Origin of the sequence: Bacillus sp. FSL R5-0512 (assembly GCF_038593295.1) — a bacterium.
Lineage (GTDB): Bacteria > Bacillota > Bacilli > Bacillales > Bacillaceae > Bacillus > Bacillus safensis.
The window spans coordinates 66,422-81,518 of sequence record NZ_CP151982.1 but is presented as its reverse complement, the minus strand read 5'-3'; the positions used below and the strand labels follow the sequence as shown (position 1 = coordinate 81,518).

The 15,097-nt window shown below is 42.6% G+C and carries 14 protein-coding genes and 2 tRNA genes; all 16 read right to left on the bottom strand.

The features are described 5' to 3' along the window. Positions 1 to 151: 151 nt before the first annotated feature. Positions 152 to 2,053 carry an ATP-dependent zinc metalloprotease FtsH gene (gene ftsH / locus NSQ25_RS00425; RefSeq protein ID WP_034284252.1) on the bottom strand — a complete coding sequence of 634 codons (1,902 nt, stop codon included), beginning with the start codon at positions 2,051 to 2,053 and terminating at the stop codon, positions 152 to 154. Between the two features lie 95 nt (positions 2,054 to 2,148). Further along, positions 2,149 to 2,688, bottom strand: a complete 540-nt coding sequence (hpt, locus tag NSQ25_RS00420; RefSeq protein WP_008357399.1) for a hypoxanthine phosphoribosyltransferase — start codon at positions 2,686 to 2,688, stop codon at positions 2,149 to 2,151. Positions 2,689 to 2,703: 15 nt separating this feature from the next. After that, positions 2,704 to 4,107 (bottom strand): tRNA lysidine(34) synthetase TilS, encoded by a 1,404-nt coding sequence (gene tilS / locus NSQ25_RS00415; RefSeq protein WP_326136780.1) that lies wholly within the window; start codon positions 4,105 to 4,107, stop codon positions 2,704 to 2,706. Positions 4,108 to 4,204: 97 nt separating this feature from the next. Further along, on the bottom strand, positions 4,205 to 5,212 hold the full coding sequence (locus NSQ25_RS00410) for a protein kinase family protein (RefSeq protein ID WP_326136782.1): 1,008 nt from the start codon (positions 5,210 to 5,212) through the stop codon (positions 4,205 to 4,207). Continuing rightward, on the bottom strand, positions 5,196 to 5,933 hold the full coding sequence (locus NSQ25_RS00405; RefSeq protein ID WP_034284249.1) for a VWA domain-containing protein: 738 nt from the start codon (positions 5,931 to 5,933) through the stop codon (positions 5,196 to 5,198). The genes NSQ25_RS00410 and NSQ25_RS00405 overlap by 17 nt, the downstream gene beginning before the upstream one ends. 76 nt (positions 5,934 to 6,009) lie before the next feature. Continuing rightward, positions 6,010 to 8,493, bottom strand: a complete 2,484-nt coding sequence (spoIIE, locus tag NSQ25_RS00400) for a stage II sporulation protein E (protein WP_041115224.1) — start codon at positions 8,491 to 8,493, stop codon at positions 6,010 to 6,012. A gap of 203 nt (positions 8,494 to 8,696) precedes the next feature. Beyond that, a tRNA-Glu gene (locus NSQ25_RS00395) sits at positions 8,697 to 8,768 on the bottom strand. Between the two features lie 25 nt (positions 8,769 to 8,793). After that, positions 8,794 to 8,867: transfer RNA gene (locus NSQ25_RS00390), tRNA-Met, on the bottom strand. Positions 8,868 to 9,046: 179 nt separating this feature from the next. Continuing rightward, positions 9,047 to 9,442 carry a S1 domain-containing RNA-binding protein gene (locus NSQ25_RS00385; protein ID WP_008357409.1) on the bottom strand — a complete coding sequence of 132 codons (396 nt, stop codon included), beginning with the start codon at positions 9,440 to 9,442 and terminating at the stop codon, positions 9,047 to 9,049. 82 nt (positions 9,443 to 9,524) lie between these two features. Next, positions 9,525 to 9,899: a septum formation initiator family protein gene (locus NSQ25_RS00380; RefSeq protein WP_070326886.1), complete on the bottom strand. Its 375-nt coding sequence runs from the start codon at positions 9,897 to 9,899 to the stop codon at positions 9,525 to 9,527. Positions 9,900 to 9,917: 18 nt separating this feature from the next. Then, the gene (gene yabQ, locus NSQ25_RS00375) at positions 9,918 to 10,556 is read right to left on the bottom strand and encodes a spore cortex biosynthesis protein YabQ (protein ID WP_041115217.1); all 639 of its coding nucleotides are present in this window, start codon (positions 10,554 to 10,556) and stop codon (positions 9,918 to 9,920) included. Then, entirely contained in the window at positions 10,553 to 10,861 is a 309-nt protein-coding gene (gene yabP / locus NSQ25_RS00370) for a sporulation protein YabP (protein WP_326136784.1), read from the bottom strand. Before yabP ends, yabQ begins: the two co-directional genes overlap by 4 nt. 73 nt (positions 10,862 to 10,934) lie before the next feature. Continuing rightward, positions 10,935 to 11,195 (bottom strand): RNA-binding S4 domain-containing protein, encoded by a 261-nt coding sequence (locus NSQ25_RS00365; RefSeq protein WP_008341839.1) that lies wholly within the window; start codon positions 11,193 to 11,195, stop codon positions 10,935 to 10,937. Then, positions 11,192 to 12,676, bottom strand: coding sequence for a nucleoside triphosphate pyrophosphohydrolase (gene mazG, locus NSQ25_RS00360; RefSeq protein WP_326136786.1), 1,485 nt, complete (start codon positions 12,674 to 12,676; stop codon positions 11,192 to 11,194). Before mazG ends, NSQ25_RS00365 begins: the two co-directional genes overlap by 4 nt. After that, positions 12,666 to 14,270, bottom strand: coding sequence for a polysaccharide biosynthesis protein (locus NSQ25_RS00355; protein WP_326136787.1), 1,605 nt, complete (start codon positions 14,268 to 14,270; stop codon positions 12,666 to 12,668). The genes mazG and NSQ25_RS00355 overlap by 11 nt, the downstream gene beginning before the upstream one ends. A gap of 187 nt (positions 14,271 to 14,457) precedes the next feature. Further along, complete coding sequence (spoVT, locus tag NSQ25_RS00350; protein ID WP_034284159.1) at positions 14,458 to 14,994, bottom strand: stage V sporulation protein T; 537 nt, start codon at positions 14,992 to 14,994, stop codon at positions 14,458 to 14,460. Positions 14,995 to 15,097 lie beyond the last annotated feature (103 nt).

The window sequence follows — 15,097 nt, the reverse complement described above, 5'->3', positions numbered from 1 at the left end:
CTTTGAATAGTTTCTCAAAAAGAGCATTTTTCGACTTTCTATCATACCATACACGAATTGAGTTCCATTTGTAAACAATTCGAAACCGATCCATTCATGAATCGAAATAAAAAAAGCTGCCGGTGATCCCGGCAGCTTTCACAGAAGGAGATTAGATCTCCTCATCTTCTTTTTTCTTGATGTTTACTTTCACATCATCGTTTTTCTCTTCGTCATCTGCGTATACACGCTCTGGAAGCTTTCCAGTTTCGTAAAGAGATTTAATTTGCTCAGCATCTAATGTTTCAACTTCTAGAAGGGCCTGTGCGATGATTTCTAGCTTATCTTTATTCTCAGTGAGAATTTGCTTCGCACGTTCGTAGCTCTCCTTAATGAAACGCTGAACTTCTTGGTCAATTTCGTAAGCGATCGCTTCACTGTAATTCGGCTCATTGTTGAAATCACGGCCAAGGAATACTTGACCTCCTTGTGATTGACCGAATTGAAGCGGACCAAGTTTATCAGACATACCGAACTCTGTAACCATTCTTCTTGCAATGCCTGTTGCACGCTGGAAGTCGTTGTGAGCGCCTGTACTTACTTCGCCAAACGTAATTTCCTCTGCAACACGACCGCCGAGCAAGCCGACAATTTTATCAAGAAGCTCTGGCTTCGTTTGGAAATAACGGTCTTCTCTTGGAAGCATGACCGCATATCCGCCTGCCTGACCACGAGGAACGATCGTTACTTTATGCACCATGTCCGCTTCGTCTAGGATAAGACCAATGACGGTATGACCTGCTTCATGGTAAGCCACGATATTACGTTCTTTCTTCGAAATGACGCGGCTTTTCTTCGCCGGCCCAGCGATGACACGGTCAGTCGCTTCATCGATATCACGCATATCGATTTTCTTTTTGTTTTGACGGGCAGCAACAAGTGCTGCTTCGTTTAGTAAGTTCTCAAGATCTGCTCCAGAGAACCCTGGTGTTCTGCTTGCAATGGCTTTTAAGTTGACTGACTCGTCAAGCGGTTTGTTTTTCGCATGAACTTTCAGTACTTCTTCACGGCCAATAACATCTGGGCGGTCAACCGTAATTTGACGGTCAAAACGTCCCGGACGCAGCAATGCAGGGTCTAGAATATCTGCACGGTTCGTCGCAGCAATGATAATAATACCTTCGTTGGCACTAAAACCATCCATTTCAACAAGAAGCTGGTTAAGCGTTTGTTCACGCTCATCATGACCACCGCCAAGACCGGCTCCACGCTGACGACCAACTGCATCAATCTCATCAATAAAGATTAAGCAAGGTGCATTCTTTTTCGCATTTTCGAATAAATCACGTACACGTGATGCACCGACACCGACGAACATCTCGACGAAGTCAGAACCACTGATGCTGAAGAAAGGAACGCCTGCTTCTCCTGCAGATGCTCTCGCAAGCAATGTTTTACCTGTACCTGGAGGTCCTACTAGTAAAACCCCTTTAGGGATTCTTGCGCCAAGCTCCGCAAATTTACGTGGATCCTTCAGGAATTCAACCACTTCTACAAGCTCTTGCTTCTCTTCATCTGCACCGGCAACATCTTTAAATTTCACACGTTTCTTCTCTTCTGTGTAAAGCTTCGCCTTACTCTTACCAAAGTTCATGACTCGGCTTCCGCCGCCCTGAGCTTGGTTCAATAAGAAGAAGAACAGGATAAAGATGATGATAAACGGAATGATGGTTGTCAGAACTTGCAGCCATCCATTTGTTTCAGGTGCTGGTTCTACTTTTACATCTGTATTCTTCAGTGCACTGTATATTTGGTCAACACCTTGACCATCTGGAACATGGGTAATGAAGTATTGATCTTTCTTCGCGCCATCTAATTGACCACGAATTTCATAAACCCCTCTTACAGGCTGAATGGAGATACTCTCCACTTTTCCCGCACTTAGATTTTGCGAAAATTTGCTGTAAGACATGTTCTCAGGCTTTTGATTTGGGGATCCTAACCAACTGACGACCCCTATCACAAGTAATAAAATAAGTATATAAAAAATCGTATTACGAAAAACCCGATTCATTCCTTACCTCCTCCCACAGTAAGCACAACTATGTTCAATAGTATCATAGAAAATCATTCCAACACAACCAATAACCTCATGTATACGTATGCTGATCAGCCTTCGTAAACAGATGGTTTTAACACTCCAATATACGGGAGGTTTCGGTAACGTTCAGCGAAATCCAATCCATAGCCGACAACAAATGCATCTGGCACTTCAAATCCAACATAATCTGCTTTGATGTCTGCTTTGCGGCCGCTTGGTTTATCAAGCAATGTCACAATTTTAATGGAATTTGCTTTACGGTATCGGAAAAGCTCTACCAGATAGCTCAAAGTTAACCCACTGTCGATGATATCTTCCATAATCAAAATATCTCTTCCTTCAACAGAAGTATCTAGATCCTTAATGATCTTTACTTCTCCAGAAGATACGGTAGACTTTCCGTAGCTAGATACATCCATAAAATCAAGTTCTAAATATGTATCAATGTGTTTGATCAGGTCTGCCATGAATGGAAGAGCCCCTTTCAAAACACCAATAGCCAGGGGAAATTTACCATCATAATCGCTGGTTAATGTTGCACCCAGTTCCTTCACTTTTTGCTGGATCTCTTCTTCTGAGATCAAAATCTTTTCAATATCTTGTTTCATGCTTTTGCTTGCCCCCTACAAATTTTCGTGCTGTCTATATTGTAATACAATGAGATCGCTGTTTGTCATATCAATTTCTTCAAAAACGGATTTTTTCAGACCTGGGATCCAGATGATTTGATGATCCGAGTCAGTGACGATCGGCCAGCTGTCTCTTTCTGCAAGAGGCACTTTTTTATCAATAAATATATCCTTCACCTTTTTTGACCCATTCATCCCTTTAAGTTTGATTCGATCACCATTTTTTCGTGAGCGAATGATCAAAGGGAGACGAACATGATCTTTTTGAAACAAGAAAAAATGGTTTCCGTTCCGTGCATCCTTCGGAACATGATTTGATACGGCGATAGACTGTCCATTTGGGAGAAAAAGCTCTTCTCCGAGCTCAACCTTTAAGTGAAGAGCATAAGACTGGTCTAATACATGCGATCGTTCAAAGGTAAACATACAGTGATCATAAGACTTGACAGCTTGTAAACCTTTTGGCAAATCTAATGATCCAGACGGTTGATCTGTATGAGATAACCAGTCTAAAGTCCCTAGAATATGCTGGTTTGAAAACGCTGATTGAGTGTTTTCATAAAGATAGTTTAATATTAGTTGAATGCCTCTTCTTTGTAAAGGCAAAGGCAGGTCAAGCAAAGGCTTCGTTTTGATCTCAATTTGCTTAGGCGATTGACTAGTTATCACTTGGTTCATTTGTTCCTTTGTTAAAGCCTGCAAGTATTGCTCATCCTCAGTCAGCATGTCACTTACAAACTGAAAGCTTTCATGTACATGAGGTGCCTCTTCTTTTAACACGGGAAGAATATGTCTTCTTACCCGGTTTCTCAAGTAGTCATCCGTATGATTGCTTTGATCAATGACATAGGGGACATGTTCTTTTTCACAAGCTTTTAGCACGTCGTCTTTAGAGTATCCAATGAGCGGACGAATCAGCCATCCGCCTTGAAAAGGACGTTTTGCTTGGATACCCGCGAGTCCAATACCAACAGTCCCTCTCACAAGTCTCATCATCATTGTTTCTACTTGGTCGTCTCCATGATGTGCAAGCGCTATAAATTGAGCGTTGTATTGCTCCATCAATTGACGAAAGAAAGCATATCTGCACTCCCTTGCAGCTGCCTGTTTGTTTAAGCGGTTTTCTTTTGCATATTGGGTGACCTGTATGCGGGACGATTCAAAAGGGATCTCGTGCTCCTTACAGTAAGCCTCAACAAATGCCAAATCAGCGAAGGACTCTTCTCCTCTGAACATGTGATCTACATGGGCTGCAATCAGCTGATAGGAACCTTTGCGGCGCTTGTTAAGTTCATGCAGTAAGAGCATGGAATCCGGTCCGCCGGAAACCCCGACAATGACTGTCGTATTTTCAAGGTAAACATCATGTTTTTTCAAAAAAGATTCAATTCTACTCACAACTTCCTCCTCACAAAAGAGCAGGTAATTTAAAGATATACATATCCTATCACTTTCAGTAGCTCCAAGCAAAGAAGAAGCCTGCTTTTTTCCGGCTCTACAACAGGAACAAAACCACATATGCACAGTAAAGAGCGAGTACACTGCACACGATAAGAATGGTTTCAAAAAGTCCGCCTGATTTTTTACGCACTGACGTTCTTTTTGCTGCTGCAGCCCGCGATCGTGAGGTCACTTGTTGATTTTGATTAACAGCAGGTTTTGGCGCGTTTTTTTGCTGCTGCTTCTTCTGGCGCGATTTCCTTGATGCAATCAGCTGTCCTTCTTTCAGCATCGCACTTTTCATGTCTGCTGCTGATTGATATTTACCTTGTAGAGCAGCCTTTAACACCCTTTCATATCGCTTTAATAAAGGATGTCCTTCAATAGCTCGATAAAGCTGCTTTTCTGGTTCTGCTCCTTTTTTGAATTCTTTCTTATACGCACAGTTCACCATCACCATCGTCAGAGCAAATAAATCATAAGTTGGTTCAGCTTTTCGTGTACCGAATCCCCAATAGCCTCGATCAAAAAACTCGGTATACTCCTTAATTGCCCTGCCCGCTTTCGTCGTTCCTCCCACATCAATGCACCGGATCGTGGCCGGGGGCCCAGAAACAATGAGATTATCCGGCTTTAAATCACCAAAAATCCAGCCTTCCTGATGTAAATGAGCCAAGCTAGATAAAAGCTGAATCATTAAAACCACAATCCACTCATCACCCTTTTGTTTCACAAATTCAAGCAGTAATGGGCCTCTGACATATTCCATCACATAAAAAGAGCGTTTTTGAGGCATACCAGGATAAATCGCATCATCCATATCATAAAAAAAAGGCCCCATGGTTTTCACAGGAGCCTTTGAAAAGGATTTTAAAACATTGACTTCAGATGCAATGAGCATACTGTCATCACTCACTTTAAGGGCCGCTTGCCCATGTGGCGATTCGGCCAGATAGACAACACCGTTCGCCCCTTTTCCAAGCTCTTTTACAATACGGTAATGATGGTGGTGCCATTTCCCTTGAATCACCGTGCCTAACGGTATGTTAGAAGCCGAATTCATCATCATGCTCTTCCTTTGCTTCAAGCAGCCCTTTGCGTGAACGAACTGATTTGAAATGCTGAAGTGCTTCCCGAAGCGCTGGTCCCGTTGGGGTGATTCCTCCAGTGGTCAGTTTTGGGAAAATAGATGATAATGAATCGAATCGAGGCGTCCAATTCAACACAATTTCAGCATCTGAGTTTTTCCCGGGAAATACACACATCCCAAACTGATTTTCTCCAATTCTTGAATTTAAACTGATGGAAAGGTCGATGAGTGCTTCTTTTACGGTCGGCAGCTTCGGTTTCATACTTGCACTTGTATCAACAAGCACGAGTACTTGAAGGTGAACCGTCTCTCCTAACTCATCTACAACCTCCATTACTTCCCCGCGCTTATCAGGTGGAAGTTCTTCAATTTCAGCATCTTTGCCGAGAATTTGCTGCAATTCTTTATTCACAACACCTTGCAGGGTTTGTGTCATCGCTTTTTTTGTGACCATTTGTACTGTTTGAGATAACTGCTGGACGTAGACAACTTGATGGATGCCTCCGCCTGCGAGAGCAATCCCCTCTACTTCCTTCATCGCTTCATGATCGTGTCTGTTTTCTTCCATAATGCCAATGACATTGACTGTAATCCCTTGTTCCTTTGCCAATGAGGCAATCGCAAGCGGATCTTCCCCGTGATTTGAGCAGCCATCTGTAATCAATAAGATTTGGTTGACGTGACCTTTTCGCATCTTCATTCCTCCTGGGATTGTAACTGAATGCTTATATCCCCATCATCGCCAGAAGAAATTCATATTATACGATATTTTAAGAAATCTCTTGTTTCTCAAGATAGAATGTACCGGTCGGAATGGAAGCCCATTTTGGTGTGTTGTGGTCGAGCCTGATGACAACAACTGTCATATCGTCATCAATTTGGCCTGCTCTTGTTCGAATGACCTCTTCCATTAATAAATCAGCAATTTCTTGGGGATCTTCTGTTTTAAAGCTTTTCATTTTCCGTTTCACCCACAGATCATGATTTTCAATATGCTTTGGCCCTTCAAAAATGCCGTCACTCATCATAATCAATAGATCTCCTGCCTTCATCTGTTCACTCACAACCTCGACTTCGAATTCATCAATAATACCGATTGGCAAGTTGCTTGCTTGTACCTTCATCACCTGATCACCCCGTTTAATAAAGCTGGGTGTTGAACCAATTTTGAGGAACTTACAGCTCGCATCCTGTAAATCAATGATCGATAAATCCAATGTTGAGTAGATCTCGTCCGTCGTTCTTAAAGATAAAATACTATTAATGGTTTTAATCGCCACTTTTTCATTGATACCTGACGCCAATATTTTTTCTAACAGCTTAATCGTTTCATTGCTTTCAAAATGAGCCCGTGCTCCGTTGCCCATTCCATCACTAATAGCTGCAGCATACTTGCCCGCACCAAGCTCCATCATGCTGTAGCTGTCTCCAGATACCAGTCCTCCGCCTTTTGCTGCATGTGCCACGCCTGTAGCCACTCGGTATGATTTAGCAGAGCCAAATACAACGTGGCAATAGCCTGTTGGATGCTCTGCACACTGCTCTGCTTTGACTAAAATCTGTTCTTCTAAAATATCTGAAAGCATTGGAGCAATGATTTTTTCACATTCCCCATGCCCTTGGCAATATGGGATTCTCATTTCAATATCCACATTTCCCTGCTCCAAGCTATAGATTTCTACTTGCTGGATTTCAATGCCAAAGTGCTGAAGCGCTTCTATCATCTGCTCTTCCTGAATAAAGTGCTGTTCTCTTTCTCGTTTTATTTCCCGGGAAAAATCCTCCATTACTTGCGAGACCCCCATCAGCTGTTCAGCCACAAGACGTCTGCTGTCTTGGACTTTTTTCTTCAATGTCTGATTGGCTTTATAGTAAGCGATCTCCTCTTCGATCAATTCCTCGACATGTTTTGATTTTGAGCAGTGCTGACTAAATTTCTTTTTCAATTTTCGGTTATGCTCATACGTTTTTTCATCAGATTCATGCATAACTTGTTTCATTAGTTCATAGGTTGTATCAAAGTTCTGCACCCAGCATTTATTTTTCTTATAGCACGTTTGACAGGATCGTTCTGTGATCGTACTTAAAAAAAGATCTACATCCTCTTCCTGCTTCTTCTCTTCAGGAATGGATTCGTAAAATGTCGCAAAACTCTCAGACAGCGCATGAAATACATGAGAGAACTGATCTACCTTTTTTGCTGTCACGTCTCGTACCTTCCGAGCATATTGCTGCTGCTCTTGTACATGCTCTACCGTACCAGGAATGTATTTCGCTACCTTGGAAGTAACTGATTGCGGCGTGAGCAAAAAGAGTGCAACCGCTATAAGTGATTCATACAGTGTGGTCAGGAGACCTGCTGATCCTTCCCCGTACAGTGAAATGAGTAAGGAACCCACAATTAAGCCGATGGCTGCCCCTGCTTTCTTCCCTTCTTTCAGCAATCCGCCTAATAATCCTGAAAAGGCAAGAAGACTCATCTGATAAAGGTTTCCGATGTTAGCGAGACCGAGAATTAATCCTGTCACAACACCGACCGTACACCCAATACTGGCTCCGCCAATAAAGGCAAATGTCAGCACTACATAACGTGACAAAATATGCTCTGCCTGCATTCCTTGAAATGTGATCCCAGCAAGACCAGTTAAAACTGAGGCAATTAAAATCATAAAACAAATAATTTCTTCGACCTTTAATGAGTGTTTAATTTTCCTGACTGTAAAAATCGGCAGGCTTTGAAGAAAAATCAGAGTCAAAATGAAGGCAAGTCCTGCTTCGACACCCGCCATGACGTAATCATAGCTTTGCACAGCACCTTGCTCTAAGTAAACAAACGCTCCTCGGGTGATCAGCATTGAGAGAACAATGACAACCGGTAATGTTTTCACTGGGTCTTTGATGATGAAAGAAACCACCTTTGACATAAGGAGAAACATGAGCAGCGACGCAAACACAAACAATGCATTTTGAGGTGATATCGTCATCGCCCCTGCGAGTAAAGCTAGACAAGCAAGCATCGCCTTATCTCTTTTAATAAGCAGCATGGAGCCAAAGAAAGGCAGAGCAAACGGCATAATTTCAGATAATATAAAGGCTCGTCCTAATAAAAAGCCTAGAACCACATAAATAAACCCTTTATAGAAAAAAAGAGAATGCGTGTGATGAAGAAACAGGTTTTTCATCTTTTTTAATCCCGCACTGATTCTTTCAAACCCCGCTCCTGTTAAATCAGTTCTTCTTTCTAGTTTTTCCATCTTCTCATCCCCCACCTGATATTCGTTGCTTGTCATTATAGCGAAGGTGAAAAAGAAATTTTGTCAAAAGAAGTTGTCGTTTCCATAAAACGTTCGACGCTTTATTCGTCAAAGAGGCATACTTTCATGAAAGTCGATGTCTTTCATCAGAATTTTACGAAGGCACAAAAAAACAGCTTTCCTATAGAAAGCTGTTTCGAAGATGACCCGTACGGGATTCGAACCCGTGTTACCGCCGTGAAAGGGCGGTGTCTTAACCGCTTGACCAACGGGCCTTGCTTTATGTTCTAGTTAAAAGGATAGCGGCGGAGGGGATCGAACCCCCGACCTCACGGGTATGAACCGTACGCTCTAGCCAGCTGAGCTACACCGCCATAATGAAAATGCGCTAAGAAGCACAAGAACTATAATACAAAGGATTCGCTTGTCCGTCAATAGAAAGTTTTAAATTAAATGACGAAATCTCAAAAAATGTCGTATGGATCATGAAAAAAAGCACCTGCTGAACACAGCAGATGCTTTGTTGTGAAAATATATAGAAAGCAGCAACAAGTTAACCTCTTCTTGCTCCGCGCCCCCCACGTTTTGATTCCGTGTTACGTTTTAAAGATGTTAAGCGATCTTCGCTATCTTTTAAGAATTTGTTCATTTTTTGTTCAAACGATTCCTTCGGACGGAAATCATTTCTGCTTGGTCTTGATTGTTGTTGAGGACGATCTTTTGCTTTTTTAATGGACAAGCCGATTTTACCGTCTTTTTCAACGTTAATCACTTTCACTTCAACTTGTTCACCGACTTTTAAATGCTCATTAATATCTTTTACATAGTTATCGGCTACCTCACTGATATGAACGAGACCAGTTGAACCGCCTGGCAACTCCACAAAAGCTCCAAAATTTGTAATGCCCGTAACTTTCCCTTGTAACTTGCTGCCAACTTCAATCGACATAAAAAAAGTGCTCCTCCTTAGACTTATAAAAAAATCTCATTTGTTCAATTATACATAAACTGAATTTTAAGTGTCAACAAGGCTAATCGCTCTTATTGCCCACATCAAAGATTTTTTCGCCTTTTTTGGACATATAATAGTCCCGTCGTGCCAGTTCGAGTACGTATTCCTTGCTTTTCAGCTTCTTAATTTCATCAGAAATATCTTCCTGCTTTGTTTGTAATTGCTTCAACTCTTTTTCGAGCGCAACCTTCTTCTCTTCTTTTTCCTTTAGTGAAGACGATTGCGACCAGAGGGCACTTGTCACCAAGACAGCAAACATGAGCGCGATTACACCAAACACGGTAAGCCTTCTAAGGAGTCCGCGACGTTTGCGTTTTAAGCGCTGCGCTTGCTGTTCCATTTGTTTTTGGTAATCATTTTGAATTTGTGCGATATTTCTTTTTCTCTTGTTCAAGATTGAAGGCCTCCTCTCTCACTTTGTCCAGAATTGTTTCCATTTCGTTTTGATGGTACCAGATAATTTCTTGGCCCCTTGTAAAATTCCTGCTCCTTTTGAGAAAAACAATCTCATTGATGTTCGCCATTTTTCGGGAATCCGATGAATAATGGTCACATTGAGTAACCAGATGAGCGGATAACAAACAATCGACAGCACCTTCCACACGAGCCGAAACGTAAAACGAACTAGACGTAAGAGCGAGTGGAGCAAGAACAGTATAGCACTTATGACCAATGTGATCATCCAGCGGATCGGCTGGAAGACAATCGACATGACCAGCCTTTTCAGGAAGAGAACGGTCTGATATACACACATCATGATAAACTTGAGAATCTTAAGATACAGATGTTTCATCAATGCCTGATACATCGAGAAACCTAGAGCAACGGCTAGAAAAATATAAAGCCTGAATTCTCCCTCATTTGTCAGCAGCAGGACGTAAAAGAATAAGAGACCCTGTACCATCCAAAAAAGGAGATCGTGGATAACCAAAAGCCATTTTGCTGTTTTTTCCCGATTCACAAACAGCTTGTACGTATCAAGCGATGCGCCCAGCCAGATGCCCATCGCCGCCATGGAAAGCATCGTATAAAACTGGACTGTCAGCGTCATTTAAACAGCTTGCTAAAAAATCCTTTAGCTTTCTCCCCGTGCTGCTCATCCACATAGATTAAATCAAAAACACGCCCTTTAATCGACACAACGCCCTTTTCGACGTCTAGGTTTTTCATTTGCAGATTTTCTCCGCGGATGGCGAGAATCCCCATGAGCGTCTCCAGCAGAAATTCCTCACTATCAAAACTTTCCACTTGTTTGACACCAGTAATATCTAAATGCTTTCTGTTTCGCATTGTGACATTATGCTCCGCGTCTGATGACAGCTTCGTGCCTTGAGGTTGATTATAATATTGATTCATCTATACATCCCCCATATCTCATACTTGCATGTTACTGCATTGTATGTGATAAGAGGGTCATTTAGAACAAGCCCTATTCTGCTGTTTTTTCTTCTTTTAGCACAGTATACATGCCAGCCGCTTCTTCTTTTTTCGTCGTGTCCTTTAACTCGTTGACTTGAACAGTCACTAGTTTTTGACCAAAGCGGATTTGCAGCTCATCTCCTTCTTTCACGTCAGAGCTTGCTTTCGCCTGTGTTCCGTTAATAGAAATCCTGCCTTGATCAGCTACTTCTTTTGCCAATGTTCTTCTTTTAATTAAACGGGACACTTTTAAAAATTTATCTAGTCTCATGTGTCTTCACCTCTTTCTATGCGTTTTGCATCGTTCCATAGATCGTCCATTTCCTCTAGCGTTAAGTCATCTAATGAACGGCCTATTTCCTTTGCTTTTTGTTCGATATGCTGAAAGCGCCGTATGAATTTTGTGTTGGCAGAAGCGAGTGCCGTTTCAGGCTCTAAGTGATAGAACCGGCCAATATTGACGAGAACAAACAAAAGATCTCCAAATTCATCTTTCATCTGCTTCGTTGCACCATCGTCCGTCTTCTCTGCCACTTCATCGAGAAATTCCTGCTTTTCTTCTTCGTATTTGTTCCAAATATCTTGAACATCTGTCCAATCAAAGCCTACCTTGGCAGCTTTCTTTTGGAGCTTATATGCCTTTGTTAGTGCTGGAAGTGTCGCCGGAATCGATTGCAAAATAGAACCGGTCCGCTCTGGCTTCTCCTGCTGCTTGATTTTTTCCCAGTTGGCAACCACATCTGCTGCCTCAGAAACATTCGTGTCACCAAACACATGGGGGTGCCGCCGAATCATTTTTTCTGTGACATGCTGAATGACGTCATCGATTGAGAAATAACCGTCATCTTCGCCAATTTGAGCGTGAAGCAGCACCTGCAGCAGCACATCGCCAAGCTCTTCCACCATATGATCTGGGTCATCTTCATCTATCGCTTCAAGCAGTTCATAGCATTCTTCAATTAAATATGGTTTGAGTGATTCATTTGTTTGTTTTTGATCCCATGGACAGCCGCCCGGACCTCTTAATGTACGTATAACGTCACGGAAGGTGTCAAATTGTTGATAAAGCAGCTGTTCATCTTGAATTGGAGGAACATAAACACTCGTTAAGTTATTTATCGACACATCTCGATCAAGTTCAAATAAAGGAACGGCAGTAATCTGTTCCTGACTGCTTCCAGCTGCAGTCACAATATAAACTTCATAATCGTCGGGAAGCTTTTCCATCAGTGTGAGTTTCACATTCGAAGCTGTCATCTGATCATATACCTGACAAATCAGGACGTGCTGGGTTAATTTCAGATCATCCGCTCTCATATCCCCTGCATCAACGAATTGTAATCCCTCGATGGGATCAATCTGCAAGGAGTTGAATGTCGCATCTAGAAAGCTTTGTCCACCAGCGACAGACACCTCAATCCCGCGCTCTTTCTGCCCGGAAACGAGCAGCTGTACGGTCTTTTCCGCCACAAATGGATGACCAGGTACTGCGTACACAATGTCTTTTTCCGCTGCCTCTGAAAATAATATTTCGGTAATTTCCTGATACACCTGATCAAACTGATCGTGCTTTTCATAAATTTCATCAAAAAAGGTGAGAGCTGGGACCTCCTGCATCAACTCTGCGGTAAGCGGATGATCCTGCGTTCTCATAAATACTTCTTTCGCCTGCTTCAGCTGCCTATATACACCGAGCGTCAGCTGATCCATGTCGCCTGCCCCGAGACCGACGACGGTAATCTTACCTGCCATTTTGATTCCCTCTCATCTGTTTAAAATATAAAATCTTTTCTCCTAATGGAATGAGTCTCCATTCATCGTCCGTAAATACTTCTAGCTTAAGAATACTATATAAAAAGGCGAAACCACCAATAAAAACTGATGTCAGGCTCTCTAAAACGGAAAACGGACGTTTTTCAAAGGGGATGACCCATGAAAACAGAGCCTGATATCCTATTAAGACCACAGCCATGAAGGCGGCTGATAAAAGAATTTTCACCGGGAACAGCTCTCTCAACGAAATCCATCCTTTATGCTTCAAATAAACGGCATTGAGCACGGCTGCTGTGAGAAAACCACATACAGTTGACCATGCGGCACCTTGGATGCCAAATAACGGTACAAGCGCAATCGTTAGAATCCATTTCACCAGCACGCTGAGGACCACCACAACAGCAGGGTACACAGTATGCCCGAGCCCTTGCAGTAAAGCCGTCTGCGTAATGGCAATCGATGTAAAGGCGATCGATATACAGAATATTTGCAAGGCATCGGTGCCTAAATCATTACGAAAAAGCATTGTATTGACTGGTTCTAAAATACAAATCAGTCCAACCGCTGACCCTATCCCTAATACCGACGTGGTCTTAACCGATGACCGAACTTTTTGCCGTATCGTTTCATGCTCTCCATTCCTCATGGCTGCTGATAAAAATGGCACAAGTGAGGTTCCGATGCTGATGGCAAACACCGTTCCGAGCTGTAAGAAAGGCTGGCCTCGGTCATATACACCTTTCGCCGCCTTTGCCGCCGCTTCACTGAGACCCTCGCTGCGCAGCAGCGCATACAGATGAAAAGCATCAATCATTTGCATCCATAAAATGAGCAAACCGCTGACACAAATCGTCAATGTATACAGCACCAAATTCTTCATAACATCTTTTTTTCGAAGTGTCGCCTGTTTGCCTGACATACTTTCAGCAGCCTGCTTTCGATAGGTCAGCCAAAGGAAAAGAAGCAAAATGAGCGAGGCCGCACTTCCCGCGATAGAAGAGAACACTGCACCCGCCCCTGTTTCATAAAGCGAATAGCCGTGCCTCACGAAATAGAAGGATAAAACAAGCAGGACACCTACCCTGATGAGCTGCTCAACCAACTGAGAAACAGCCGTTGGAAGCATCAGACCGTCACTCTGAAAAACTCCCCTCAGCATCACAGTGAGCGGCAGAAATAGAAACACAAAAGCACTCATCTGGATGAGCAGAATTAATTGACTGTCTGCCATAAGACCCGCAATTGTGCCTGCTCCTATGTAAAGACAAAGAAATAAGACCAGGCTCAGTAAAGTGATATAGACCAAGGATACCCTTGTAATGATCCGTCGATTCTCTTCCCCATACTCACTCAAAAGCTTGGACACCATGACAGGAAAACCTGTTGTACCAAGCATGATGGCAATGCCAAGGAAAGGATATACCTGCTGATAAATATAAAACCCTGTGTCCCCTACGATGTTTTGAAACGGGACACGGTAAACGGCACTTAGTACCTTTGATAACAAGCCTGCGATGGTCAAAATCACCGCACCCTGGAAAAGCCAGTGCGGCTGATTCACAGCATTTTTCATGGATGACTCCTTTAAAATAGATCTACAGTTAAACGCACTCATTATATCATACGTGAAAAAGACGTTCCTTTCTAAGGAGTAGACGGCACATGTCTCGTTTTGTTTCATTCCATATAAAAAACCGACAAAATCAAATGATTTCATCGGCATTCTTTCGTTTTATCAAAATGATATAGAGTTATTAGACCTAATGTTCCATTTGACGGGCTAAGAAGCCAGCTGCTGTCTCTGCCGCTTTATGCTCCACTTCTCCCATTGAACGCTCTTTAGAAAATAAGACGACGGCGCCAATCGGATCTCCGTTTGCAACAATAGGTGCAATGGTATAAGAAGATACGTCATCATCAATACCATCGACAAGTTGAATTTCTTTTTTGCTTTCTTCTAACACAGAATTACGCTGATCCATTGTTCGTTCAAGTAAATCACTGATGGATTTGTTTAAGTACTCTTTTTTCGAACTGCCGGATACAGCAATATACGTATCTCGATCACAGATCAGGATGGAATGACCCAAACTGTCGAATAATGCATCAGCATATTCCTTCGCAAAGTCTCCTAGCTCACTAATCGGCGAATACTTCTTCAAAATCACTTCTCCATCGCGGTCGACGAAAATCTCAAGCGGATCTCCTTCCCGAATGCGCAATGTTCTGCGAATCTCCTTCGGAATAACCACTCTACCTAGATCATCGATGCGGCGTACAATTCCAGTTGCTTTCATTCACTGCTGCCTCTCTTTCGTTTGATGATGTGTTGGGTGAATGGAACAAAAGCGTCCACTTTATGCAACATTCACCACTTGACCCTGAGTTTAGTATCCGTCA

What these genes read in the sequence shown, in the direction of transcription:
- ftsH (WP_034284252.1), bottom strand. Translation starts at nt 2,053, where the DNA reads ATGAATCGGGTTTTTCGTAATACGATTTTTTATATACTTATTTTATTA.
- hpt (WP_008357399.1), bottom strand. Translation starts at nt 2,688, where the DNA reads ATGAAACAAGATATTGAAAAGATTTTGATCTCAGAAGAAGAGATCCAG.
- NSQ25_RS00410 (WP_326136782.1), bottom strand. Translation starts at nt 5,212, where the DNA reads ATGAATTCGGCTTCTAACATACCGTTAGGCACGGTGATTCAAGGGAAA.
- NSQ25_RS00405 (WP_034284249.1), bottom strand. Translation starts at nt 5,933, where the DNA reads ATGCGAAAAGGTCACGTCAACCAAATCTTATTGATTACAGATGGCTGC.
- spoIIE (WP_041115224.1), bottom strand. Translation starts at nt 8,493, where the DNA reads ATGGAAAAACTAGAAAGAAGAACTGATTTAACAGGAGCGGGGTTTGAA.
- NSQ25_RS00385 (WP_008357409.1), bottom strand. Translation starts at nt 9,442, where the DNA reads ATGTCGATTGAAGTTGGCAGCAAGTTACAAGGGAAAGTTACGGGCATT.
- yabQ (WP_041115217.1), bottom strand. Translation starts at nt 10,556, where the DNA reads ATGACGCTGACAGTCCAGTTTTATACGATGCTTTCCATGGCGGCGATG.
- yabP (WP_326136784.1), bottom strand. Translation starts at nt 10,861, where the DNA reads ATGAATCAATATTATAATCAACCTCAAGGCACGAAGCTGTCATCAGAC.
- NSQ25_RS00365 (WP_008341839.1), bottom strand. Translation starts at nt 11,195, where the DNA reads ATGAGACTAGATAAATTTTTAAAAGTGTCCCGTTTAATTAAAAGAAGA.
- mazG (WP_326136786.1), bottom strand. Translation starts at nt 12,676, where the DNA reads ATGGCAGGTAAGATTACCGTCGTCGGTCTCGGGGCAGGCGACATGGAT.
- NSQ25_RS00355 (WP_326136787.1), bottom strand. Translation starts at nt 14,270, where the DNA reads ATGAAAAATGCTGTGAATCAGCCGCACTGGCTTTTCCAGGGTGCGGTG.
- spoVT (WP_034284159.1), bottom strand. Translation starts at nt 14,994, where the DNA reads ATGAAAGCAACTGGAATTGTACGCCGCATCGATGATCTAGGTAGAGTG.